The 22916-nt window shown below is 72.1% G+C and carries 21 protein-coding genes; 6 read left to right on the forward strand and 15 right to left on the reverse strand.

Annotated features, from left to right (window positions below; genetic code table 11):
• Positions 1-96 precede the first annotated feature (96 nt).
• From FHU30_RS30655 to FHU30_RS30665, 3 genes are all read left to right on the forward strand, one after another.
• A complete protein-coding gene (locus tag FHU30_RS30655; RefSeq protein ID WP_253880447.1) occupies positions 97-813 on the forward strand; it encodes a thioredoxin-like domain-containing protein in 717 nt (238 codons plus the stop codon).
• Entirely contained in the window at positions 810-1496 is a 687-nt protein-coding gene (locus FHU30_RS30660) for a DUF305 domain-containing protein (RefSeq protein WP_253880448.1), read from the forward strand. The genes FHU30_RS30655 and FHU30_RS30660 overlap by 4 nt, the downstream gene beginning before the upstream one ends.
• Before the next feature lie 149 nt (positions 1497-1645).
• Positions 1646-2305, forward strand: coding sequence for a TIGR03086 family metal-binding protein (locus FHU30_RS30665; RefSeq protein WP_253880449.1), 660 nt, complete (start codon positions 1646-1648; stop codon positions 2303-2305).
• Positions 2306-2375: 70 nt separating this feature from the next.
• On the opposite strand, the gene FHU30_RS30670 is transcribed toward FHU30_RS30665, so the two are convergent.
• Together FHU30_RS30670 and FHU30_RS30675 are read right to left on the reverse strand one after the other, a co-directional pair.
• Positions 2376-3677, reverse strand: coding sequence for a DUF349 domain-containing protein (locus FHU30_RS30670; protein WP_253880450.1), 1302 nt, complete (start codon positions 3675-3677; stop codon positions 2376-2378).
• A 31-nt stretch (positions 3678-3708) separates the two neighbouring features.
• A complete protein-coding gene (locus FHU30_RS30675; RefSeq protein WP_253880451.1) occupies positions 3709-4506 on the reverse strand; it encodes a peptidylprolyl isomerase in 798 nt (265 codons plus the stop codon).
• Between the two features lie 316 nt (positions 4507-4822).
• Here FHU30_RS30675 and FHU30_RS30680 point away from each other — a divergent pair, with 316 nt between their 5' ends.
• The 3 genes from FHU30_RS30680 to aspS are packed head-to-tail and all read left to right on the forward strand — an operon-like array spanning position 4823 to position 8562.
• A complete protein-coding gene (locus FHU30_RS30680) occupies positions 4823-5518 on the forward strand; it encodes an MBL fold metallo-hydrolase (RefSeq protein ID WP_253880452.1) in 696 nt (231 codons plus the stop codon).
• Positions 5519-5527: 9 nt separating this feature from the next.
• The gene (hisS, locus tag FHU30_RS30685) at positions 5528-6796 is read left to right on the forward strand and encodes a histidine--tRNA ligase (RefSeq protein ID WP_253880453.1); all 1269 of its coding nucleotides are present in this window, start codon (positions 5528-5530) and stop codon (positions 6794-6796) included.
• Complete coding sequence (gene aspS, locus FHU30_RS30690; protein WP_253880454.1) at positions 6793-8562, forward strand: aspartate--tRNA ligase; 1770 nt, start codon at positions 6793-6795, stop codon at positions 8560-8562. The genes hisS and aspS overlap by 4 nt, the downstream gene beginning before the upstream one ends.
• Before the next feature lie 80 nt (positions 8563-8642).
• Here aspS and FHU30_RS30695 read toward each other — a convergent pair whose 3' ends face one another.
• The 13 genes from FHU30_RS30695 to pdxS form a co-directional block, all read right to left on the reverse strand.
• Positions 8643-10817 carry a RelA/SpoT family protein gene (locus FHU30_RS30695; protein WP_253880886.1) on the reverse strand — a complete coding sequence of 725 codons (2175 nt, stop codon included), beginning with the start codon at positions 10815-10817 and terminating at the stop codon, positions 8643-8645.
• 561 nt (positions 10818-11378) lie between these two features.
• Positions 11379-11903 carry an adenine phosphoribosyltransferase gene (locus FHU30_RS30700; RefSeq protein WP_253880455.1) on the reverse strand — a complete coding sequence of 175 codons (525 nt, stop codon included), beginning with the start codon at positions 11901-11903 and terminating at the stop codon, positions 11379-11381.
• Between the two features lie 220 nt (positions 11904-12123).
• Positions 12124-13296: a protein translocase subunit SecF gene (gene secF, locus FHU30_RS30705; RefSeq protein WP_253880456.1), complete on the reverse strand. Its 1173-nt coding sequence runs from the start codon at positions 13294-13296 to the stop codon at positions 12124-12126.
• A 2-nt stretch (positions 13297-13298) separates the two neighbouring features.
• The gene (gene secD, locus FHU30_RS30710; RefSeq protein WP_308211429.1) at positions 13299-15065 is read right to left on the reverse strand and encodes a protein translocase subunit SecD; all 1767 of its coding nucleotides are present in this window, start codon (positions 15063-15065) and stop codon (positions 13299-13301) included.
• A 96-nt stretch (positions 15066-15161) separates the two neighbouring features.
• Positions 15162-15725: a preprotein translocase subunit YajC gene (yajC, locus tag FHU30_RS30715; RefSeq protein ID WP_253880457.1), complete on the reverse strand. Its 564-nt coding sequence runs from the start codon at positions 15723-15725 to the stop codon at positions 15162-15164.
• Between the two features lie 233 nt (positions 15726-15958).
• Entirely contained in the window at positions 15959-17008 is a 1050-nt protein-coding gene (gene ruvB, locus FHU30_RS30720) for a Holliday junction branch migration DNA helicase RuvB (RefSeq protein WP_253880889.1), read from the reverse strand.
• 17 nt (positions 17009-17025) lie between these two features.
• Positions 17026-17631: a Holliday junction branch migration protein RuvA gene (gene ruvA, locus FHU30_RS30725; RefSeq protein ID WP_253880458.1), complete on the reverse strand. Its 606-nt coding sequence runs from the start codon at positions 17629-17631 to the stop codon at positions 17026-17028.
• The gene (ruvC, locus tag FHU30_RS30730) at positions 17628-18239 is read right to left on the reverse strand and encodes a crossover junction endodeoxyribonuclease RuvC (protein ID WP_253880459.1); all 612 of its coding nucleotides are present in this window, start codon (positions 18237-18239) and stop codon (positions 17628-17630) included. Before ruvC ends, ruvA begins: the two co-directional genes overlap by 4 nt.
• Positions 18240-18392: 153 nt before the next feature.
• Positions 18393-19550, reverse strand: coding sequence for a GNAT family N-acetyltransferase (locus FHU30_RS30735; RefSeq protein WP_253880460.1), 1158 nt, complete (start codon positions 19548-19550; stop codon positions 18393-18395).
• An 86-nt stretch (positions 19551-19636) separates the two neighbouring features.
• Positions 19637-20389 (reverse strand): YebC/PmpR family DNA-binding transcriptional regulator, encoded by a 753-nt coding sequence (locus tag FHU30_RS30740; RefSeq protein WP_253880461.1) that lies wholly within the window; start codon positions 20387-20389, stop codon positions 19637-19639.
• A gap of 2 nt (positions 20390-20391) precedes the next feature.
• Positions 20392-21009 (reverse strand): pyridoxal 5'-phosphate synthase glutaminase subunit PdxT, encoded by a 618-nt coding sequence (gene pdxT, locus FHU30_RS30745; RefSeq protein ID WP_308211430.1) that lies wholly within the window; start codon positions 21007-21009, stop codon positions 20392-20394.
• A 115-nt stretch (positions 21010-21124) separates the two neighbouring features.
• Positions 21125-21739 carry a DUF6928 family protein gene (locus FHU30_RS30750; RefSeq protein WP_253880462.1) on the reverse strand — a complete coding sequence of 205 codons (615 nt, stop codon included), beginning with the start codon at positions 21737-21739 and terminating at the stop codon, positions 21125-21127.
• 136 nt (positions 21740-21875) lie between these two features.
• Positions 21876-22799 carry a pyridoxal 5'-phosphate synthase lyase subunit PdxS gene (gene pdxS / locus FHU30_RS30755; protein WP_253880463.1) on the reverse strand — a complete coding sequence of 308 codons (924 nt, stop codon included), beginning with the start codon at positions 22797-22799 and terminating at the stop codon, positions 21876-21878.
• Positions 22800-22916 lie beyond the last annotated feature (117 nt).

A 22916-nucleotide genomic window follows, 5' to 3' on the forward strand; every position in this document is an offset into this window, starting at 1 on the left:
CCCTCGGCCGCCGCTGCGGCGGCCCTGCCTCCACATCCCTGACCAAGGCCATCCGAGAGGACCTCTCCAGCCATGTCCACGAACGCCCGTTCACGCATGCCCGAAAACGGGCCGGGCAAGCCCGGCGCCCGCAAGAACACCCCTGGGAAGGGCGCATCCGGCAAGAATTCGCCCGGTAAGAACACGCCCGCCAAGAACGCGTCCGGCAAGAACGCGTCCGGCAAGGCGGGCGCGCGCAAGCCCGCTCCGCGCAAGAACGCCCTGACCGAGCGGCAGACGCCGTGGGGCACGATCACCTTCTTCGCCGTGATCGGCCTGGTCGCGGCCGTCGCGATCGGCTTCGCCTTCATGCAGACCCGCTCGTCCGCCGACGCCGGCAAGATCGCCGGACTGGTCAGCAAGGACGAGCCCGGCCGCGAGCACGTCACCACCTCGGTGAAGTACGACGCGACCCCGCCCATGGGCGGCAACCACGACCCGGTCTGGCAGAACTGCGGGGTCTACGGCAGCGCGCTCCGGAACGAGAACGCGGTGCACTCGCTGGAGCACGGCGCGGTGTGGATCACTTACCGGCCCGACCTGCCCAAGGACCAGGTGGTCAAGCTGTCGGCGAAGGTCGGGGCCACCGCCTACACGCTGCTCAGCCCCTACCCCGGCCTGGACGCCCCGATCGTGCTGAGCGCCTGGGGCAAGCAGGTCAAGGTCCAGGACGCCGGTGACAAGCGGGTGGACGAGTTCCTGCGCGCGTTCGTCCGCGGCCCGCAGACGCCCGAGCCGGGAGCGCCCTGCACCGGCGGCAAGGCCACGGCGTGACCGCCGCCGGCACCGAGGCCGAGGCCCCGCCCGTGGCCCCGCGCGGGCGCCGGACCGCCGTCCTCCTGGTGGTGGCCGTGGTGGCGGTCGCCGCGGTCCTGTACGGCTGGACGCAGCGGTCCGGACGGCCCGCCGCCGAAGGCCCCGAGGCGGGCTTCGCCCGGGACATGAGCGTCCACCACGCCCAGGCGGTCCAGATGTCGTTCACCGTGCGGGACCGGACGCAGGACAAGGCCGTCCGGTTGCTCGCCTACGACATCATCAACACCCAGCAGGCCCAGATCGGCATGATGACGGCCTGGCTGGACGGCTGGGACCTGCCGAAGACCGACCCTGCCGGGCCGATGCGCTGGATGGGCCACGGCGGCCACGGAGCCGGGACAGGGACCGGGGCTGGGGCTGGGGCTGGGGCGTCGGTGCCTGCGGACGGGGCGATGCCCGGCATGGCCACGCCCGCCCAGCTCGCCGGGCTGGAGAAGGCGTCCGGGCGCCCGGCGGAGACGCTGTTCCTGCGGCTCATGATCGCCCACCACCGGGGCGGTGTCGCGATGGCCGAGGCCGTCCTCGGCCGGACCGGGAACGCGCAGGTCAAGCGCCTGGCCCGGACGATGGTCGAGGGCCAGCGCGCGGAGATCGACCTGATGGAGCGGATGCTCACCGAGCGCGGCTCCCCGGCGGTGTGACCCGGACACGACGGGGCCGCCCGCCCTGGAACCGGCCGAACCCCGGCCGGTTCCAGGGCAGAGCCCGGCCGGTTCCGGGTCGGCGGGCAAGCCGACCGGCCCCGGCGTCCTGCTTGACACCGCCCGCCGATCGCGGGTGACTGGGCGGCATGGCGGGCAGCGCGGCGAGCGGCGGCACAGGCGGCGAGCACGGCCGGGAGCGCGGGCCAGAACGCGTGCCGGACACCGCGGACCGGCGCCTCGGCGGCTACGAACGGGCGCTGGACCTGTTCGAGCACGTGGCCGGCGCGGTCACCCCGGACGCCTGGGCCGCGCCCTCACCCTGCGCGGGCTGGACCGCCCGGCAGGTCGCCGGGCACGTCATCGGCGGCCAGCACATGATCAGGTCGCTCGCCACCGGCGCGGACCGGCCGGACGTGAACACCGGTCCCGAGCGGTTCTGCCCGGGCGACGTGCTGCTCGCCTGGCGCTACGCCCGCAAGGAGTGCGCGGCGGCGCTGACCGGCGAGGCGCTCGCCCGTCCCGTCCCGCTGGGCCCGCTCGGGGAGGTCCCGCTGGGCGACTACCTCGCCGGATACATCCTGGAGCCGCTCGTCCACACCTGGGACCTGGCGGTCGCCACCGGGCAGCCGTGCCGCCTGGACCCGGACCTGGTGCACCACGCCTTCGCGACCGCCCGGGTGATCGCCACACCGATGCGCGCGGCAGGGCACCTCGGCCCGCCGCTGACCGCGCCGCCCGGTGCCGGCGAGCAGACCCGCCTGCTGTCCTTCCTCGGCCGCAGCCCCGACGGCCTGCAGCGCCCCTGACCTCCGGACGCGCGCGAGCCTGGTGACCGCCACACGGCCACCGGGCTCGGCTCTCTTGATCAGAACGCGGTCAGGAGAACTCCGCGAGGGTGCGCTCGGCCTCCGACAGCCACGCGCGGCGGGCGGCCAGGGCCTCCTCGGCGTCCCGGACGTCCTTCTCGCGGCCGGACGCGCGGGCCTTCTCCAGCCGCTTCTCCAGCTGCTCGATCGAGGACCGGAGCTGGTTCACCGTCGCCTCGGCGCGGGCGCGCGCCTCGGGGTTGGTGCGCCGCCACTCCGACTCCTCGGCCGTCCGGACGGTCTCCTCGATCTTGCGGAGCCGCCCCTCCAGCCGGTCGCGCATGTCGCGCGGGACCATCCCGGCGGCCTCCCAGCGCTCCTGGATGCCGCGCAGCGCCTGCCGGGCCGCCCGCACGTCGGTGAGCGGGAGCAGCTTCTCGGCCTCGGCGAGGATGCGCTCCTTCTCCTCGGCGTTCACCCGCAGCTCGGCGTCGCGCTCGGCGAACGCGGCGCTGCGGGCCTGGAAGAAGACGTCCTGCGCGCCCTTGAACCGGGCCCACAGCTCCTCCTCGGCGTCCCGGGCGGCGCGGCCGGCGAGCTTCCAGCGGCGCATCAGGTCGCGGTAGGCGGCGGCGGTCTCGGTCCAGTCGGTCGAGCCGGACATCGCCTCGGCCTCGGCGACCAGCCGGTCCTTCTCGCGGCGGGCGTCCTCGCGCTGGTCGTCCAGGGTGGCGAAGTAGGCCTTGCGGCGCTTGGTGAAGGCGTTGCGGGCGGCCGACAGCCGCTTCCACAGCGCGGTCTCGGTGGGGCGGTCGACGCGCTCGGCGCCCTTCCACTCCTCGACCAGCTGGCGGAGCCGCTCGCCGCCGTTCTTCCAGTGCGTCTCCTCGGCCGCGATCCGCTCGGCCTCGGCGACGATCCGCTCCTTGATCTCCTTGGCCTCGTGCCGGGCGTGCTCGCGCTGCGCCTTGACCTCCTCGCGGCGCTTGCCGACCAGGCCGTCCAGCGCGTCCAGGCGGCGCACCAGGGCGTCCAGGTCGCCGACGGCGTGCGCGTCGGTGACCTGCTCGCGCAGCCGCGCGATGCTCTGCTGCGCCTGCTGCGGCTGCAGGTCGGTGGTCCGCACCCGCTGCTCCAGCAGGCCGATCTCGGTCGCGAGAGCGTCGTACTTGCGGCGGAAGTAGCCGAGGGCCTCCTCCGGAGCGCCGGCCTGCCAGGACCCGACGACGCGTTCGCCGTCAGCGGTCCGCACGTAGACCGTGCCGTCCTCGTCCACCCGGCCCCAGGGATCGGTCGCGCTGGACACCCTTGCCTCCTGAATCGCGGGTCCGATCGCGTGCGCGCCCGAGTGCGCGGTCGTGTTCACACTCATCGGACCCTCCACACCTTAGTATCCCGATCCCCTATTTCCCGGCGATCGCGACGTCCTCGATCGTCACCCGCTTCTTGGGCTCGCCGGTGCCGTCGTCGCCCGCCTTGGCGATCCCGCCCTTGGCGACCGCCTGCAGCACGTCCAGGCCCGAGGTGATCTTGCCCAGCACCGTGTAGTCCGGGGAGAGCTGGGAGTTGCCGTACACCAGGAAGAACTGGCTGCCGTTGGTGTCCGGCCCGGCGTTGGCCATGGCGAGGGTACCGGCGTCGTACTTGGCGCCCGCGGTGTTCTCGTTGGCGAACTTGTAGCCGGGGCCGCCCTGGCCGGTGCCGGTCGGGTCGCCGCACTGGAGCATCTGCAGGCCCGCGCTGGTGGACAGCCGGTGGCAGTGGCTGCCGGCCCAGAACTTCTTGCTCGCCAGGAACGCGAAGGAGTTGGTGGCGCAGGGCGCCTTCGCGCCGTCCAGGGTGAGCCCGATGTCGCCCTGGGACGTCTTGATCGTCGCCTTCACCGGCCCGTTGTAGGCGGGCTTGGCGGGCGGCTTCGAGCCGTCCTTCAGGGCGCCCTGGTCCTGCGAGGCGTTGTAGGCGCACTCGCCGGGCTTGGCCTTGGACTGGGTGGCCTGCGCCTCGGGCTTGGCGGGCTTCTTCTTGTCGTCCTTGCCCAGCACCAGGGCCGCCGCCGTGCCGCCGCCGATGACGACCACGGCCGCCACCGCCGCCCCGACGATCTTCAGGGTCCGGGCACGGGCCTCCTCGGCCTGCCGGCGCGCCTGCTGGCGCTCGTAGCGCTGCCGCGCGAGCTGCTTCTTGCGGTCCTTCGCCGCCACGTGGCCTGCCCCTCGGAATCGTCGGATGTGTGATCAGGTGAACGTGCAGCGCATAGTAGCGGTACCGGGGCGGTCCTTGGCCCCCGGATCCGCCCCCCGGGCCGCCCCCGCCGGGCGCCGGAGCCCCCGACACGGCGATCGCGGGATCTCGTTCGCGGCGGGACCTGCCGCGCCGGTACCCTCGTACCACCGCGTGTGCGGCGGTGGCGGGCCGGAACCGGCGAACGCGCCGGACCCGCGGCGCCGTCCGGAAGCGGACGTCGCACGGGCGCCCCGCGCCCACCGCACACTCAGCGAACTCACAGGAAGGACGACCGTGCTCTTCGCCGGGTTCCCCGCCGGGTCGTTCGCCGCGAACTGCTACGTCGTGGCGCCCGCCGCGGGCGAGGAGTGCGTGATCATCGACCCCGGCCAGGACGCCGAGGCCGGGATCGACGAGATCCTGCGCGAGCACCGGCTGAAGCCGGTCGCGGTGCTGCTCACGCACGGCCACATCGACCACGTGTGGTCGGTCGCGCCCGTCTGCGGCGCCAAGGACGTGCCCGCGTTCGTCCACCCGGACGACCGCGACCTGCTGACCGACCCGGGCAAGGGCCTGTCGCTGGCCACCAAGCAGCAGTTCCTCGGCGGCCTGACGCTGTCGGAGCCGGACGACGTCCGGGAGCTGTCGGACGGCGCGACGCTGGAGCTGGCGGGCCTGGAGATCACCGTCGACCACGCCCCCGGCCATACCGGCGGGTCGGTGACCTTCCGGACGCCGGCCGTGGACGAGGTCCCCGAGGTGATGTTCAGCGGGGACCTGCTGTTCGCCGGCTCGATCGGACGCACCGACCTGCCGGGCGGCTCCTACGAGCAGATCCTGGACAGCCTCGCGCGGGTGTGCCTGACCCGGCCCGACGAGACGGCCGTCCTGCCCGGCCACGGACCGCAGACCACCATCGGCCGTGAGCGCGCGACCAATCCTTTCTTGTCGGATTTGAAGCCGACCGACGGCCCGCACAAGGGATTCTGACCCACAGACATGAGTTCGAGCTTCCAGGCCCCCAAGGGCATCAGCGAGTACGTGCCGCCCCGGGCGGACCTCTTCTACGCCGTGCGCGAGGCGTTCGCCGAGCGCGCCCGGCTGGCCGGCTACGGCTACCTGGAGATGGCCGTCTTCGAGGACACCAACCTGTTCAAGCGGGGCGTCGGGGAGTCCACCGACGTGGTCTCCAAGGAGATGTACACCTTCACCGACCGCGGCGGGCGGTCCCTGACGCTGCGTCCGGAGTTCACCGCCGGGGTGCTGCGCGCCGTCCTGGAGCACAACCTGCACAAGCAGGGCGCGCTGCCGGTCAAGGTGTGGACGAGCGGCCCCGCGTTCCGCGCCGAGCGGCCCCAGCAGGGCCGCTACCGGCAGTTCTACCAGCTCGACCTGGAGGCGATCGGCAGCGAGGACCCGGCCGTCGACGCCGAGGTGATCGCGATCGCGGCGGGCTGGTACCGCACACTGGGCCTGACCCGGATGCGGCTGCTGCTGAACTCGCTCGGCTGCAAGCAGTGCCGTCCGGCCTACCGGGCCCTGCTGCAGGAGTTCCTGCGCGGACTGGACCTGGACGAGGCGACCCGCGAGCGCATCGAGATCAACCCGCTGCGGGTGCTGGACGACAAGCGCCCGGCCGTCCGGGAGCAGCTCAAGGACGCCCCGCTGATGGCCGACCACCTGTGCGGCGACTGCAAGGCCTACCACGACCGCGTCCGCGAGCTGCTCACCGACCTCGGCATCGGCTACGAGGACACCCCGACCCTGGTGCGCGGGCTGGACTACTACACCCGCACCACCTTCGAGTTCGACCACCCGCTGCTGGGCGCGCAGTCCGGCATCGGCGGCGGCGGGCGCTACGACGGCCTGTCGGAGGACATCGGCGGCCCCGAGCTGCCCGGCATCGGCTTCGGCCTCGGGCTGGACCGCACGATCCTCGCGCTGGAGGCCGAGGGCGCCGAGTTCACCGCCAAGCCGCGCTGCGAGGTGTTCGCGGTGCCGCTGGGCGAGGCGGCCGAGCGGACCGTCTTCGACCTGGTCGCCGCGCTGCGCGAGGCCGGGATCGCCGCCGACATGGCGTTCGGGGGCAAGCGGCTGAAGGGCGCCATGAAGGACGCCGACCGGTCGGGGGCGCGGTTCGCGCTGATCCTGGGCGAGCGAGATATCGAGGGCGGGGTCGTCCAGCTCAAGGACCTCTCGTCCGGGGAGCAGACCCCCGTCGCGCTCGCCGACACCACTTCGACGTTGAAGGAAAGGCTTTCACGATGATCCGCTCGCACGAGGCCGGGACGCTCCGCGCGGAGCACGCCGGCCAGCGGGTGACGCTGGCCGGATGGGTGGCGCGACGCCGCGACCACGGCGGCGTCACCTTCATCGACCTGCGGGACGCCTCCGGCACCGCCCAGGTCGTCTTCCGCGAGGAGGACACCGCGCACGACCTGCGGTCGGAGTACTGCGTCAAGATCACGGGCGAGGTCCGGATCCGGCCCGCGGGCAACGAGAACCCCGAGCTGCCCACCGGCGCGATCGAGGTCGCCGCGGACGAGATCGAGGTGCTGAGCGAGTCCGCGCCGCTGCCGTTCCCGATCGAGGGCGACGTCAACGTCAACGAGGAGGTCCGGCTCAAGTACCGGTACCTCGACCTGCGCCGCGAGAACGTCGGCCGCGACATCCGGATCCGCTCGCAGGGCTCCTACATCATCAACGAGGTGATGCGCGAGCACGGCTTCGTCAACGTCGAGACCCCGACGCTGACCCGCTCCACCCCCGAGGGCGCCCGCGACTTCCTGGTCCCGGCGCGGCTGCGGCCGGGCCACTGGTACGCGCTGCCGCAGTCGCCGCAGCTGTTCAAGCAGCTGCTCATGGTCGGCGGCGTCGAGCGGTACTTCCAGATCGCGCGCTGCTACCGCGACGAGGACTTCCGCGCCGACCGGCAGCCGGAGTTCACGCAGATCGACATCGAGATGTCGTTCGTGGAGCAGTCCGACGTGCTGACCGTCGCCGAGGACCTCGTCCGCCGGCTGTGGCGCGACATCGCCGGGCACGAGATCGGCGACATCCCGCACATCACCTACGCCGACGCGATGGCCCGCTACGGCTCGGACAAGCCGGACCTGCGGTTCGCGCTCGAACTGACCGACATGACCGAGTACTTCGCGAACACCTCCTTCCGGGTGTTCCAGGCGCCGTACGTCGGTGCGGTCGTCATGCCGGGCGGCGCCGCCCAGACCCGCAAGGAGCTGGACGGCTGGCAGGACTGGGCGAAGCAGCGCGGCGCGCGCGGCCTGGCCTACGTCCTCGTCCAGGAGGACGGCACGCTCGGCGGCCCGGTCGCCAAGAACCTGTCCGACGAGGAGAAGGCGGGCCTGGCGGCCAAGGTCGGCGCCGAGCCCGGCGACGCGGTCTTCTTCGGCGCGGGCCGCCCGCACGCGACCCGCGAGCTGCTCGGCGCGGCCCGGCTGGAGATCGGCCGCCGCAAGGGCTTGATCGACGAGGACGCCTGGGCGTTCTGCTGGGTCGTCGACGCACCGGTGTTCGAGGCCGTCGAGGACGACAAGGGCGAGCGGATCGGCTGGACCTCGGTGCACCACCCGTTCACCGCTCCGAAGCCCGAGCACGCCGACCGCCTCGTGTCGGACCCGGGCGCGGTGCTCGCCAACGCCTACGACATCGTCTGCAACGGCAACGAGATCGGCGGCGGCTCGATCCGCATCCACCAGGCCGAGATGCAGCAGAAGGTGTTCGACGTGCTGGGCCTGTCCAAGCAGGAGGCCGAGTCGAAGTTCGGCTTCCTGCTGGAGGCGTTCAAGTTCGGCCCGCCGCCGCACGGCGGGATCGCGTTCGGCTGGGACCGGATGGCCATGCTGCTGGCGGGCGAGTCGTCCATCCGCGACGTGATCGCCTTCCCGAAGGCCGCGTCCGGCTACGACCCGCTGACCGCCGCGCCGACGCAGATCACGCCGGAGCAGCGCGCCGAGGCCGGGATCGACTTCGTCCCCGAGGACGAGGACGAGACCGAGGGCGCCGAAGCCTGATCACCCGGGCATGAGCAAGGGCCGGTCCGACTCTCGGACCGGCCCTTTCGCTTGCCAGATTCGCGCCGTCTCCGCAGTGGTCAGCGGTTGGTGCCGCTGGTGACGCGGTAGACGTCGTACACGCCGTCGATGGACCGGACGGCCTTCAGCACGTGCCCGAGATGCTTCGGGTCGCCCATCTCGAAGGTGAAGCGGCTGACCGCGACCCGGTCGCGGGTGGTGGTGACCGACGCCGACAGGATGTTCACGTGCTGGTCGGACAGGACGCGTGTCACGTCCGACAGCAGCCGCGGCCGGTCGAGCGCCTCGACCTGGATCGCGACCAGGAACACCGAGTCCTCGCCGGGCGACCAGCGGACGTCGATGAGCCGGTCCGGCTGCTCCTTGAGCTGGGCGACGTTCACGCAGTCGGCGCGGTGCACCGACACGCCGTGGCCGCGGGTCACGAACCCGACGATGTCGTCGCCCGGGACCGGGGTGCAACATCGCGAGAGCCGCACCCACACGTCCGGGTCGCCGGCGACGACGACACCCGGGTCGCCGGCGGGACGGGTGCGCTTGCGCCGCGTCGGCAGCGCGATCTCGGCGAGGTCCTCCTCGGCGGACTCGACGCCGCCGAGCGCCTCCACGAGCTTCTGCACGACGCTCTGCGCGGAGATGTGGCCCTCGCCGACCGCCGCGTACAGCGACGAGATGTCGGGATAGCGCAGGTCGCGGGCGAGCACGAGCAGCGCCTCGCCCGACATCATCCGCTGCAGCGGCATGTTCTGCTTGCGCATCGCGCGGGCGATGGAGTCCTTGCCGGACTCGATCGCGGTGTCCCGGCGCTCCTTGGAGAACCAGTGCTTGATCTTGTTGCGGGCGCGCGGCGACTTGACGAAGTTCAGCCAGTCCCGGGACGGCCCGGCGTCCGGCGCCTTGCTGGTGAAGATCTCGACGGTGTCGCCGTTGTCCAGCACCGACTCCAGCGGGACGAGCCGGCCGTTCACCCGGGCGCCGATCGTGCGGTGCCCGACCTCGGTGTGCACCGCGTAGGCGAAGTCGACCGGTGTCGCGCCCTGCGGCAGCGCGATCACGTCGCCCTTCGGGGTGAAGACGAACACCTCCGACACCGACAGGTCGAACCGCAGCGACTCCAGGAACTCGGCCGGGTCGGCGGTCTCCTTCTGCCAGTCGAGCAGCTGCCGCAGCCACTGCATGTCGGCCGCCTTGCGGCCGCCGACCGTCTCCTCCTTGTATTTCCAGTGCGCGGCGACGCCGTACTCGGCCCGGCGGTGCATGCCCCAGGTGCGGATCTGCAGCTCGACCGGCTTGCCCTCGGGGCCGATCACGCTGGTGTGCAGCGACTGGTACATGTTGAACTTCGGCATCGCGATGTAGTCCTTGAACCGGCCGGGGACCGGGTTCCACCGCGCGTGGATGGTGCCGAGCGCCGCGTAGCAGTCGCGGACGGTGTCCACCAGGATCCGGATGCCGACCAGGTCGTAGATCTTGTCGAAGTCCACGTCCCGGGCGATCATCTTCTGGTAGATCGAGTAGTAGTGCTTGGGGCGGCCGACCACGGTCGCCTTGATCTTGGCCTCGCGCAGGTCGCCGGAGACCGCCTCGATCACTTCCTGGAGGAAGACGTCGCGGCGCGGCGCGCGCTCGGACACCAGCCGGGCGATCTCGTCGAACCGCTTGGGGTAGAGCGTGGCGAACGAGAGGTCCTCCAGCTCCCACTTCAGCGTGTTCATGCCGAGCCGGTGCGCCAGCGGGGCGAAGACCTCCAGCGTCTCGCGGGCCTTCTTCTCCTGCTTGTGCCGCGGCATGTAGCGCAGCGTGCGCATGTTGTGCAGCCGGTCGGCCAGCTTGATCACCAGGACCCGGATGTCCCGGGACATCGCGACGACCATCTTGCGGACGGTCTCGGCCTCGGCCGCGTCGCCGTACTTGACCTTGTCGAGCTTGGTCACGCCGTCGACGAGGGCGGCGATCTCGTCGCCGAAGTCCGAGCGCAGCTCCTCCAGGGCGTACTCGGTGTCCTCGACGGTGTCGTGCAGCAGGGCCGCGCACAGCGTCTCGGTGTTCATGCCGAGCTCGGCGAGGATCGTCGCGACGGCGAGCGGATGGGTGATGTACGGGTCGCCGCTCTTGCGCTTCTGGTCGCGGTGGTAGTGCGCGGCCACGTCGTAGGCGCGCTCGATCTGCCGCAGGTCCGCCTTGGGATGGGTGTTGCGGACCGTCTTGATGAGTGGTTCGAGTACCGGGTTCATGGCTGGTCCGCGCTGGGATCCGAGCCGGGCGAGCCTGCGCCGCACCCTGGCCGCTGACGGTGGGATCGGGGCCTGTCCGGAGCCCGCCGCGGCGGGCTCGGACGGCTTCGGGCCTTCGGGTGGGGGCGTCGCGCCGGTTCTGGCGGGAGTCGCCTGGCCTTTGGCGGGAGGGGTGGCCGCGGAGTCGGCGGGCACCGGGTCGGCAGGGACCGGGTCGGCGGGCACGCGGGCGCCGGACTGCGCGGGCGCGCCCTTGGCGGACGCGGCGGAAGCGCGCACGGCGGTCCCGTCCGGCGCGGCAGGACGCTGCTCCGCGTCCGTCCGCGTGCCGGTCACCGCGTCGGTCGATACCACCTCACCGGGCACCCAGCCTCCTCGAAGCCGTGCGGGCGCGATCTCCCCGGTTGCCGGGCGGGCGCGCCCGTCCCCGCCGGTCCCCTGATCCGGACAGTGTATCCGGCCCCCTTTTCGCACCCGGCCGAATCCCCGATCTCGGGCGCGTGATCAGTAGAACATTCTCGAGGGACCGGACATTCCACACGTTCCGGTGGGGGTTCGGTGTCAGACGGTCACCAGGGCGTGCACGTCCAGGCCGTCCAGCTTGTCGCGGCCGTCCAGGAACGACAGCTCCATCAGCACCGACAGGCCGACCACCTCGCCGCCGCCGCGCCGCATCAACTGCGCCGCCGCGCGGGCGGTTCCGCCGGTCGCGAGCACGTCGTCCACGATCAGCACCCGCTCCCCCGGCCGGAACGCGTCGGTGTGCATCTCGATCGTCTCCGAGCCGTACTCCAGCTCGTAGCTCTGCTCGAACGTCGCCGAGGGCAGCTTGCCCTTCTTGCGCACCGGGACGAAGCCCGCGCCCATGTGGTAGGCCACCGGCGCGGCCAGGATGAAGCCGCGCGCCTCGATCCCGACGATCTTGTCGACGGTGCCGCGGCCGTAGTGGTTGACCACCGTGTCCACCACCCCGGCGAACGCGACGTGGTCGGCCAGCAGCGGGGTGATGTCCTTGAACACCACGCCGGGCTTGGGGTAGTCGGGCACGTCGCGGATCCGGTCCTGGATCAGCTTGTCGAGGTCCACGGGTCTCCTCTTGGGGTTCTTCGGGCGGGTCCGGGGCCGGGGCCGCCCTGGCGGAGGCGGCCGGCCCCGGGCAATGCGACGGCCGCGCCGCCCTCCCGGAGAACCGGGGGGACGGACACGGCCGTCGTGCTCGTTCGAGCAGGTCGTTCCAGCAGCCTACTTGCCGCGGCGCCGGCCTTCCGCCACAGCGGCGTCCGGCCGGCGCGACCGGCGCGTCCGGCTACTTGCCGCCGCGGCGCTGCTGCCGGGTGCCGCGCTTGGGCTGCTGGCGCGGCCCCTGCTGCACGACCTTCAGCGTCACACCTGCGGGCGCCTCGCTCTGCCCGCCGTCCGACGCGGTCTTGCCGGACGGGGGCGTGTCGGACGGCGGGGTGTCGTCGTCCTCGGAGGTGGCGATCGCCTGCTTGGCCGCCTTCGCCTGGCGCTTCGGGCTCTTCTCCCGCTCGGCGATGTTCCTGCGCAGCTCGCGGAAGCGCGGCTCGCGCTCCTTGAGCTGGACCAGCAGCGGCGTCGCCACGCAGATCGAGGAGTAGGTACCGACGATCATGCCGACGAACAGCGCGAGCGACAGGTCCTTCAGCGTGCCCGCGCCGAACACCGTGGTGCCGATGAACAGGATCGCCGCCACCGGCAGGATCGCCACCAGCGAGGTGTTCAGCGACCGGACCAGGGTGCTGGACAGCGCCTGGTTCGCGGCCTCGCTGTAGGTGATCTTCGATTTGGAGTTCAGCGGCCGGGTGACCTCCTTGATCATGTCGAACACCACGACCGCGTCGTACAGCGAGTAGCCGAGGATGGTCAGGAAGCCCAGCAGCGTCGCCGGCGTGACCTCGAAGCCCGACCAGGCGTAGATGCCGGCCGTGATGATCAGGTCGTGCAGCAGCGCCACCATCGCGGCGACCGCCATCCGCCACTCGAACGCGACCGCCAGGTAGCCGATGATCAGGATCATGAAGACGATGAGCGCCTGCCACGCCTTCTTGGTGATCTCACCGCCCCAGGACGCGCCGACGACCTGCGTGCTGATGTCGTTCTCGGAGACGTTCAGCTTCTTCGAGGCGTCCTGCTTGACCTCGGCGACCTGCTTCGGCTCCAGGCTCCTGGTGGTCACGCGCCAGGCGTCACCGGCCTTCTGCACGATCGGGTCGTGGATGCCCGCGACGCCGTTGACCGCGCCGCGCACGTCCTCGATCGAGGCGCTCTTGGCCTTGTTGATGGTGAAGACCGAGCCGCCCTTGAACTCCACGCCGAAGTTCAGGCCCTGGATGAGCAGCCCGGCGACGGAGAACACGATCAGCAGGCCGGAGATGGAGTACCAGAGCCTCGGCTTGCCGACGATGTCGGCACTGATCTCGCCCCGGTAGATCCGGGAGATGACCGCGCGCAGTCCCATGATCAGGCCTCCTGGTTCGTCGGGCGGGCGGTACCGGCGGACCGGGACTGCGCCGAGCGGCGCAGCCGCGCGGCGTCCAGGCCGGAGAACTTGTGCCCCCTGCCGAAGAACTCGGTGCGGCTGAGCACCGACATCAGCGGCTTGGTGAAGAAGAACACCACCACGACGTCGATCAGCGTGGTGAGGCCCATCGCGAACGCGAAGCCCGCGACGCCGCCGACGGCGAGGAAGTACAGCACGACCGCCGCGATGAAGGTCACCGCGTCCGCCACCAGGATGGTACGCCGCGCGCGCTTCCAGGCGACCTCGACCGACGGCCGCAGGGCCCTGCCCTGCCGCAGCTCGTCGCGGATCCGTTCGAAGTAGACGATGAACGAGTCCGCGGTGATGCCGATCGAGACGATCAGGCCGATGATGTGCGCGAGGCTGAGCCGGAAGCCCATGTTCTCACCGAGGATCACCACCGAGACGTAGGTCGTCCAGGAGGCGATCGCCAGCGAGCCGACCGCGACCAGGCCGAGGCCCTGGTAGTAGAGCATGCAGTAGAACACGACCAGCGCCAGGCCGATGCCGCCCGCGATCAGGCCGCCGCGCAGCTGGTCGTTGCCCAGCGTGGAGGACACCTCGTCGGTCGAGCTCGGGGTGAACTTCAGCGGCAGCGCGCCGTACTTGAGCTTGTTCGCCAGGTCGTCGGCGTAGGTCTGGTTGAAGCTGTCGGCCGGGCCGTCGATCCGGGCGCTGCCGCCGGTGATCGCGCCCTGGTTGATGGACGGCGCGGACACGACCTTGCCGTCCAGCACGATCGCGACCTGCGCCTGCGGGGACGACGGGTTGGCCTGGTAGGCCTTGTACGCCTCGGTCGTGACCTGGGCGAACTGGTTGCCGCCGCGGCCGTTGAAGCCGATGTTCACCGACCAGCTCGACTGGCCCTGCGAGGTGTCCGGCGGCATCGCGTTGGCGGACTTGACGTCCTCGCCGACGACCCGCACCGGGCCGAGCAGGTACTTGGTGACGCGCCCCTTCTCGGACTTGTCGTCGCACGAGACGACCCACTTGCGGTTCACGTCGTCCGAACCGTTGAGGGTCGGGCCGCCGCCCGGGCTGCAGACCGCCTTCTCGAACTCGGCGATGGCGGCCTTGTCGTCCACCCCGGCGAAGTCGTTGCCGTCCGGCGCGACCGGCGTCTGCGGCGTCGGGGTGCCCGACGGCTTCGGCGTGGTCGACCCGGTCGGCTTGGCCGACGGGGAACCGGACGGCGTCGGGGCCGTCAGCGCCTTCGACAGCGCGCGGCCGCGCGGCGTGGACGAGTCGGTCGGCTTGGCCGTGCTCGACGGCGTGCCGGACGGGCTCGCGCCGGTGCCCGGGATCGTCGCCTTGCCGGTCGGCTTGCCCGACCCGGTCGGCGTCGGGGACGGCGTGGTCGCCGGGGCCTTCTGCGGCAGCCCGCTGGCCTCGGCGAACACCTGCCGGAACTGGAGCTTGGCGGTGGACCCGATGGTCTCGGCCGCCTTGCCCTGGCCCTGCCCGGGCAGGTTCACCACGATGTTGTTGCCGCCCTGCTTGGCGACCTCGGCGTCGGAGACGCCGAGCCCGTTGACCCGCTGCGTCATGATCTTGACGGCCTGGTCCATCTGGGACGACGGCGGGTTCTTGCCGTTCTCGGTCTTCGCCGTCAGCGTGACGGTCGTCCCGCCCGCGAGGTCGAGCCCCAGCTTGGGGGTGCCCTTCCCCTGCATGAACATCACGCCGGTGAGGGCTGCCAGGACCACGAAGAGCGCTAGGAGGGTGCGCCCCGGCCTGGGGACATTGCTACGAGACGATGCCACTGGTCGTCGAACTTCCCGTCTTGTCGGTGCCGCCGCGGGTCAGGCGGAGGGCTTGCCGGCCTTGCCCGCGCGGGCGGCCTCGTCCTCATCCTTCGCGTCGGCCTTAACGCCCGCCTTCACGGCGGTCTTCCCGTCCTCGGCGGCGTCCTCGCCGGCCTCGTCCTTCACATCCGCGTCGACCTGGGTCTTCGCGTCGGCCTTCACGTCGGGCTTCGCCTGCGCGGCCTCGTCGTCGGACGCGGTCTCGGACGCGGCCTCGTCGGACGGGGTGTCCTCGTCGTCCTCAAGCTCCTCGTCGGCGGGCTCGTCCTTCAGCACCTGCATGACGGCCTGCTTGACGAACTTCGCCTGGACGCCCGGGGCGATCTCCAGCACGATGCCGTCGTCGAGGACCTCGACGACCGTGGCGTGCATGCCCGCGGTGGTGAGGATGCGGGTGCCCGGCTCCATGCTGCTCTGCATGTCCTGCTGCTGCTTGCGCCGCCTGCTCTGCGGCCGGATCAGCAGGAAATAGAAAACCAGTGGCACGGCCAGCAGGAGCAGCAGGTTGAATGGCCCGCTGCCCCCGGAACCCGCCGCCACGATGTGAATGTCGCTGCCCATTGGAGGGGCGTCCTTCCGATTGGTTTGCCCAGCCTGTGGCCGGTAGGCCGCGTCTCGGGACCGCCGGCTGGTGGACGGTGTGACCAAGTCCCGGAGTCTAGAGAGTACGCGAGACCCCGGCAACGACGTGACGAGCGGCACTTCCGGGAAGTTCCCAACCCGTTACGCCCCGATCACGCCACCGTGATCATGCCGCATGATCACGGCTCGCGTCCGGGGCCCCGGACGGCCCGTCATTCGGGCTCGTCCGGCGCGTCGTCGAGGTCGAACAGCGCGGCCCCCGCCATCGGCGCGGACGGCGGCGGGGTGAGGCCCAGATGGGCCCACGCGGCGGGGGTGGCGATGCGGCCCCGCGGCGTCCGGGCCAGCAGGCCCTGCCGGACCAGGAACGGCTCGGCCACCACCTCCACGGTCTCCGGCTCCTCGCCGACCGAGACGGCCAGCGTCGAGAGACCGACCGGCCCGCCGCCGAACTTGCGCATGAGCGAGCCCAGGACGGCCCGGTCGAGCCGGTCCAGGCCCTTCTCGTCCACCTCGTAGAGCGTGAGCGCCGCCCGGGCGGCCTCATGCGTCACGATCCCGTCGCCGCGGACCTCCGCATAGTCCCGGACGCGCCGCAGCAGCCGGTTCGCGATGCGCGGCGTGCCCCGGGATCGGGACGCGACCTCCGCCGCGCCGTCGTCGGTGATCTCCACGTCCAGCAGCCGCGCCGAGCGTTGGACGATCACCTCCAGCTCGGCCGGGCCGTAGAAGTCCATGTGGCCGGTGAAGCCGAACCGGTCGCGCAGCGGTCCGGGCAGCATCCCCGCCCGGGTGGTCGCGCCGACCAGCGTGAACGGGGCGATGTCGAGCGGGATCGCGGTCGCGCCGGGGCCCTTGCCGACCACGACGTCCACCCGGAAGTCCTCCATCGCCATGTAGAGCATCTCCTCGGCGGGACGGGCCATCCGGTGGATCTCGTCCAGGAACAGCACCTCCCCCTCGGCGAGGGTGGACAGCACGGCGGCCAGGTCGCCGGCGCGCTCGATCGCCGGACCCGAGGTGATCCGCAGCGGCTGTCCCAGCTCGGCGGCGATGATCATGGCGAGGGTCGTCTTGCCCAGCCCCGGACCGCCCGACAGCAGCACGTGGTCGGGGGTGCGGCCGCGCCGCAGCGCGCTGCGCAGCACCAGCGACAGCTGCTCGCGCACGCGCTCCTGCCCGACGAAGTCGTCCAGCCGCTTCGGCCGCAGCGCGGCGTCGATCGCCTGCTCCTCGGGCCCCTCGGCCCCGGCGCCGACCAGGCGCTCCTCGTACTCGCTCACTTGCTCAGCTTCTTCAGGGCGGCCTTCAGCAGCTCGCCGACCGGCGGGACCTCGGTGCCGTCCAGGTCGGCGGCGACCGCGTCCACGGCGGCGTCGGCGTCCCGGACCGTCCAGCCGAGGTTCACCAGGCCGGTCTGCACCTGCGCGCGCCACGCCTGCCCCGCGCCCGGACGGCGGCCGGGCGCCTCCGCCGCGCCGACCGGGCCGCCGAGGCGGTCCTTCAGCTCCAGGACGATCCGCTGCGCGCCCTTCTTCCCGATGCCGGGCACCTTCGTGAGCGCGTTCACGTCCTCCTGCGCGACCGCGATGCGCAGCGCGTCCGGGCTGTGCACGGCGAGCATCGCCAGCGCCAGCCGCGGCCCCACGCCGCTCGCGGTCTGCAGCAGCTCGAAGATCTGCCGCTCGTCGTCGTCGGCGAACCCGAACAGGGTGAGCGAGTCCTCCCGGACGACCAGCGACGTCGGCACGTGCGCCGGCTCGCCGACCTTCAGCCCGGCGAGCGTCGCCGGCGTGCACTGCACCGCCATCCCGACGCCGTGCACGTCGATCACGGCGCCGTCCGGCCCGGCGGCGGCCACCTTGCCGCTGACGAACGCGATCACCTCGGGAAACCTCCTCGACTACGGGAACGGGCCGCCCGCTGCGCCTCGGCGATCCGGGCGGCGTTGATCTCTGCCTGGCTGGGCCCGGCCTGGCCCGGGACCGCGCGCTTCCGCGCCGCGGCCAGCCGGGCCTGCCCGCCGCCGCGCCAGACGTGGCAGATCGCCAGCGCCAGCGCGTCGGCGGCGTCGGCGGGCTTCGGCGGCGCGTCCAGCCGCAGCAGCCGCGTCACCATGGACGTCACCTGCGCCTTGTCGGCGCGTCCGTTGCCGGTGATCGCGGCCTTGGCCTCGCTCGGCGTGTGCATCGCCACCGGCAGCCCGCGCCGGGCCGCGGCGACCATCGCAAGACCCGCCGCCTGCGCGGTGCCCATGACCGTGCTGACGTTGTGCTGGGCGAACACCCGCTCCACCGCCACGACCTCGGGGCGCAGCTCCTCTATGAGCGCCTCGATGCCGCGCTCGATGCCGAGCAGCCGGAGCGCCACGTCCTCGTCCGGGTCGGTGCGGACGACCGACACGTGCACCAGGCTCAGCGGCGCGCCGGGAACCCCCTCCACGACGCCGACACCGCACCTGGTGAGCCCGGGGTCCACGCCCATCACCCGCACGGCCCCGCCTTTCGATCATGTGTTCGGCCGACGGTCACGCTATCGGACCAGCATGACATGCGCGCGCAGGCCCGGCCGGGTGTCGCGCGGGCCCGGCCGGGTGTCGCGCGGGCCCGGCCGGGTGTCGCGCAGGCCCGGCCGGGTGTCCGGACCTCAGTAGTAGTCGAGGGCGAAGGGCTGGGCGCCGAACACCGAGTCCAGCGCCTCGGAGCGGATGTCGCCGCCGTGCAGCAGCCCCGACCGGCGCAGCGTGCTCAGCGGGACGCCCGCGTACAGCGCCGCGAGGCCGCGCGGGCCGACGCGGACGGCCGCCGGGTCCTCGGAGGCGGGTTCGAGGCGTCCCTCGCCGTCCTTCACCGTCAGCGTCCAGTCGCCGGTGTTCGCCGTCACCAGGTCGTCCTCGATCCGGACCGGGATCTCGGCGCTCACACCCGGCCGGTAGCCGCGCAGCTCGACCGCCTTGGGGGCGTCCAGGACGCGCAGCATCCACTGGGTGCGGTCGATCATGTCGTGCTCGCGCTCCCCCACCAGCCACAGGACGGGGTCGTACGGCGCCAGATGCGCCCGCACCGTCTCGGCCGTGGACGCGCCGGACCCGACGATCGCCCACAGCCCCCGCGCCGTCCGCTCCGAGCCCGCCACCAGCCGCTCGACCTCCAGGGCCGAGCCGTCCTTGGACCAGCGGTAGATCAGCACGCCGTCCTCGGCCAGGTAGGCGAACGGCTTCTCGTCCGCCAGGACGACCCGCCAGTACGCCCCGCCGCGGTCCATCGGACCGCTGTCGCGCGCGTCCCGGTGCACCCGCGCGATCGTCTCGGCGACCAGCTCGGCGTCGTCCGGCGTCGCGCGGTGCACCTCGACCCGCTCGGCGGAGAGGCCGCGCAGCACCTCGGCGGGCATCGTGATCTTGTGCATCCCGCCCGCGTGCTCGAAGCCCAGCCCGCGGTAGAACGCGGTCGTCGCCGGATGCAGCGCCGCGAGCACGTCACCGCGCTCGATGGAACGTTGCAAAGCGGCGGTGACGATCTTCCGCCCCGCGCCGCGGCCGCGGTCCTCCGGTGCCACCGTCACACCGGCCACGCCGCCGGTCGGCACCGCGCGCCCCTGCCACCACTGCCGGAACTTCCAGATCCGGGTCGTCGCCACGAGGTGGTCGCCGTCCCAGCCGGCGATCTCCCGGCCCTCGGGCAGGACCAGATCCGCCCGGTGCCGCCAGGAGCGGACCTCGTCCTCGTCCACCGGCCCGAACGCACGGACCCGGTTGTCCAGCACCGCGTCCAGGTCGGCGGTGGTCACGTCGCGAATCTCCATGATCCCCACCCTAGGCGCGACAGGACGGACGCCGCCTCCCGGTATCCGGGCGGCGGCGTCCGTCGACAGAGGTGCGCGGCGACGCGTCAGGCGTCGATGGCCTCCATGACCTCGTCGCTCACATCAAAGTTCGCGTAGACCTCTTGGACGTCGTCGGAGTCCTCCAGGGCGTCGAGGAGGCGGAACACCTTGCGGGCGTTCTCCTCGTCGAGCGGGACCGACATGGTCGGCAGGAACTTGCTCTCGGCCGACTCGTAGTCGATCCCGGCCTCCTGCAGGGCCTTGCGGACCGGGAGCAGGTCGGTCGCCTCGGAGACCACCTCGAACTGGTCGCCGATGTCGTTGACGTCCTCGGCGCCCGCGTCCGCGACGGCCAGCATCACGTCGTCCTCGGTCGTGCCCTCCTTGGGGACGATGATGACGCCCTTGCGGTTGAACATGTACGAGACCGAGCCCGGGTCGGCGAGCGAGCCGCCGTTGCGGGTGAGCGCGACGCGCACCTCGGAGGCGGCGCGGTTGCGGTTGTCGGTGAGGCACTCGATGAGCACCGCGACACCGCCGGGCGCGTAGCCCTCGTAGGTGATGGTCTGCCAGTCGGCGCCGCCCGCCTCCTCACCGGCGCCGCGCTTGCGCGCGCGCTCGATGTTGTCGTTCGGGACCGAGCTCTTCTTCGCCTTGTAGATGGCGTCGTACAGCGTCGGGTTGGAGTCGGGGTCGCCGCCGCCGGTGCGCGCCGCGACCTCGATGTTCTTGATCAGCTTGGCGAAGAGCTTGCCGCGCTTGGCGTCGAGGGCAGCCTTCTTGTGCTTGGTCGTCGCCCACTTGGAGTGGCCGGACATGCTTAATCCTCCTCGGTCGCCCGGCGCACCAGTTCGGCGAAGTAGTGGTGCACGCGGTGGTCGCCCGTCAGTTCAGGGTGGAACGAGGTCGCCATGAGGCGGCCCTGGCGGACGGCGACGATCCTACCGACGTTCGGGCCGCTCTCGGCACGACCGAGCACCTCGACCGCCTCGCCCACGCGCTCCACCCAGGGAGCGCGGATGAAGACGGCGTGGTACGGCGTGTCCCCCATGCCGGTGAGCTGAACCGGCGCCTCGAACGAGTCGACCTGGCGGCCGAAGGCGTTGCGGCGCACGGTCATGTCGATGCCGCCGGCCGTCTCCTGCCCGGCGGCGCCGCCCTCGATCCGGTCGGCGAGCATGATCATGCCGGCGCAGGAGCCGTAGGCGGGCATGCCCGCCTCGATGCGCTTGCGGAGCGGTTCGAGCAGCTCGAACGAGCGGGCCAGCCGCCACATGGTGGTGGACTCGCCGCCGGGGATCACTAGCCCGTCCACGCTCTCCAGCTCCTCGGGGCGGCGGACCGGGAGGGTCCGCGCCCCCGCCTCCTCAAGGGCGCGCGCGTGCTCGCGCACGTCGCCCTGCAGGGCCAGCACGCCGATGGTCGGCACAGAGGTCACGCTTGTCCTTCCGGGGAGTTTCAGGGAGTTCCGGGGACCGGTCACAACCCTAGACGTCGGTTACAACACCCCCGGACCTGCGCTCCCTTCCCGGAAGGGAGGTAAAACCGGGGGCTCAGCAGAGCTTGAAGCGGCGCAGCGGCAGTTCCAGCGGCAGGAAGCCGTCCGGGCCGAGGGACGCCAGGTCGCGGCCGACCATGTGCTCGCGCGCGATGGCGAGGCCGAACTCCTCGGGCGAGAACGGCAGCGGCACGTCGGGCGCGCCGCCGTCGATCGCCGCCCAGTAGGGGCGTTCGGCGGGCATCCGGCCGCCCTGGTCGATGACCACGCCGTCGTCGGCGGTCACGAACACCTCGCGGCGCAGCCCGCCCGCCTCGTACCAGCGGAACCAGCACCCGGCCGCCACGTGCTGCAGCACCAGCACGCCGCAGCGCGCGCCGGGCAGGGCCGCCGCGACCGTGTCGGCGATCCGGCGGGCGTCGTCGTCCAGGCCGAACAGCCGCCGGTCGCAGACCAGCAGGGCGCGGTCGAAGGCGCCGACGAACAGCTCGTCCTCGTAGGGCCAGAGCGCGAAGTCCAGCACCGTCTCGCCGGCCTCGACCAGGGTCGCCGCCGGGTAGAGCCGCCGGGCGAGCGCCGCGCCGGCGTCCGGATCGGGGCTCAGGCCCGGCCGGAACACCTCGGCGGGATCGCCCGCGGTCGCGCAGGCCAGAGCGACCGACCAAGCCATGCTCGTCCATCCCCTCCCGCGGCCGCTCCGCCCACGGGGACCAGGCCCCCACCGGCCGCGCGGCCAGCGTAAACCCTCGCGCGCGGCGCGGGGAGCCCGGACCGGGAAGTAACCCGGCCGTTCCGGCGCGGGACGCCTACCAGCCGCGGTGGGCGAACTTCTGGTCCTCGCCGAGGGAGGCGACGTTGATGCCGACCATGGCGTCGCCGAGGCCGCGGGAGACCTTGGCGATCACGTCGGGGTCGTCGTGGAAGGTGGTGGCCTTCACGATCGCCTCGGCGCGCTGGGCCGGGTTGCCGGACTTGAAGATGCCGGAGCCGACGAACACGCCCTCGGCGCCGAGCTGCATCATCATCGCGGCGTCGGCCGGGGTGGCGATGCCGCCCGCGGTGAACAGCACGACCGGCAGCTTGCCGTTCTGCGCGACCTCCTTGACCAGCTCGTACGGGGCCTGGAGCTCCTTGGCGGCGACGAACAGCTCGTCCTCGGGCAGGCTCTGCAGCTTGCGGATCTCGGCGCGGATCTCGCGCATGTGCGTGGTGGCGTTGGAGACGTCGCCGGTGCCGGCCTCGCCCTTGGAGCGGATCATGGCCGCGCCCTCGGTGATGCGGCGCAGCGCCTCGCCGAGGTTGGTCGCGCCGCACACGAACGGCACGGTGAAGGCCCACTTGTCGATGTGGTTGGCGTAGTCGGCCGGGGTGAGCACCTCGGACTCGTCGATGTAGTCGACGCCGAGGGCCTGCAGCACCTGGGCCTCGACGAAGTGGCCGATCCGGGCCTTGGCCATCACCGGGATGGAGACCGCCTCGATGATCCCCTCGATCATGTCCGGGTCGCTCATCCGGGAGATGCCGCCCTCGGCGCGGATGTCGGCCGGGACGCGCTCCAGGGCCATCACGGCCACCGCGCCGGCGTCTTCGGCGATCTTGGCCTGGTCGGGCGTGACGACGTCCATGATCACGCCGCCCTTGAGCATCTCCGCCATGCCGCGCTTGACCCGGGCGGTGCCCGTGGCGGGAGCGGTGTTCTCAGGAGCGTTGCTGGGTGTGGACACGGGCATTCCTCACGTGAACGGACGACAAGTCTGATCCCATGATATTGCCTGCTAGGGCAGCCCCTCGACCCGGCAGAGTGTCAGCACCGCCGGGCCCGCCGCCACGGCGTGTACGGGAGCCAT

Origin of the sequence: Actinomadura rupiterrae, assembly GCF_024172125.1 — a bacterium.
Lineage (GTDB): Bacteria > Actinomycetota > Actinomycetes > Streptosporangiales > Streptosporangiaceae > Spirillospora > Spirillospora rupiterrae.

What these genes read in the sequence shown, in the direction of transcription:
- FHU30_RS30655 (WP_253880447.1), top strand. Translation starts at nt 97, where the DNA reads ATGCCCGAAAACGGGCCGGGCAAGCCCGGCGCCCGCAAGAACACCCCT.
- FHU30_RS30665 (WP_253880449.1), top strand. Translation starts at nt 1,646, where the DNA reads ATGGCGGGCAGCGCGGCGAGCGGCGGCACAGGCGGCGAGCACGGCCGG.
- FHU30_RS30670 (WP_253880450.1), bottom strand. Translation starts at nt 3,677, where the DNA reads ATGAGTGTGAACACGACCGCGCACTCGGGCGCGCACGCGATCGGACCC.
- hisS (WP_253880453.1), top strand. Translation starts at nt 5,528, where the DNA reads ATGAGTTCGAGCTTCCAGGCCCCCAAGGGCATCAGCGAGTACGTGCCG.
- aspS (WP_253880454.1), top strand. Translation starts at nt 6,793, where the DNA reads ATGATCCGCTCGCACGAGGCCGGGACGCTCCGCGCGGAGCACGCCGGC.
- FHU30_RS30695 (WP_253880886.1), bottom strand. Translation starts at nt 10,817, where the DNA reads ATGAACCCGGTACTCGAACCACTCATCAAGACGGTCCGCAACACCCAT.
- secF (WP_253880456.1), bottom strand. Translation starts at nt 13,296, where the DNA reads ATGGGACTGCGCGCGGTCATCTCCCGGATCTACCGGGGCGAGATCAGT.
- yajC (WP_253880457.1), bottom strand. Translation starts at nt 15,725, where the DNA reads ATGGGCAGCGACATTCACATCGTGGCGGCGGGTTCCGGGGGCAGCGGG.
- FHU30_RS30735 (WP_253880460.1), bottom strand. Translation starts at nt 19,550, where the DNA reads ATGGAGATTCGCGACGTGACCACCGCCGACCTGGACGCGGTGCTGGAC.
- FHU30_RS30740 (WP_253880461.1), bottom strand. Translation starts at nt 20,389, where the DNA reads ATGTCCGGCCACTCCAAGTGGGCGACGACCAAGCACAAGAAGGCTGCC.
- FHU30_RS30750 (WP_253880462.1), bottom strand. Translation starts at nt 21,739, where the DNA reads ATGGCTTGGTCGGTCGCTCTGGCCTGCGCGACCGCGGGCGATCCCGCC.
- pdxS (WP_253880463.1), bottom strand. Translation starts at nt 22,799, where the DNA reads ATGCCCGTGTCCACACCCAGCAACGCTCCTGAGAACACCGCTCCCGCC.